Source organism: Pseudomonas reactans (assembly GCF_013387025.1).
Taxonomy (GTDB): Bacteria; Pseudomonadota; Gammaproteobacteria; order Pseudomonadales; family Pseudomonadaceae; genus Aquipseudomonas; species Aquipseudomonas reactans.
Genome location: NZ_JACAQP010000195.1, coordinates 1 through 308 on the forward strand (window position 1 = coordinate 1; position 308 = coordinate 308).

Annotated in this window: 1 protein-coding gene; it reads right to left on the reverse strand. The window is 48.7% G+C overall.

Features of this window, described 5'->3' with window-relative positions; translation table 11 throughout:
* The coding region (locus tag HX793_RS31150) for a hypothetical protein (protein WP_218646231.1) at positions 1–202 on the reverse strand (202 nt) is incomplete at its 3' end.
* Between the last annotated feature and the right edge of the window lie 106 nt (positions 203–308).

The window sequence follows — 308 nt, forward strand, 5'->3', positions numbered from 1 at the left end:
CATGGTCTGCCGCCTCCGCTGAAGCACGTCGAGATATGTAATCGATACCAAAGGATGGAAGGAAATACTCCTGGTCTACCGCGTCCGTTAAGGAGGTGATTGCCTCTTGCCCCTGGATCGACTCAAGCAGTTCCTCCTTCTCAATAAGCACTTGTAGCCAGGACACTACTTCGGATTCTGGGGGAGTCTTGATCTTGGACATAATTCTTCCTTGAGTTGATATCAGACGATTTTAGTGGTCACCCAGTTTCTACAGGCAAATCGACTTAACCATGTGGCTTCCTTGAAGCCAGGTCAATCACCTTACG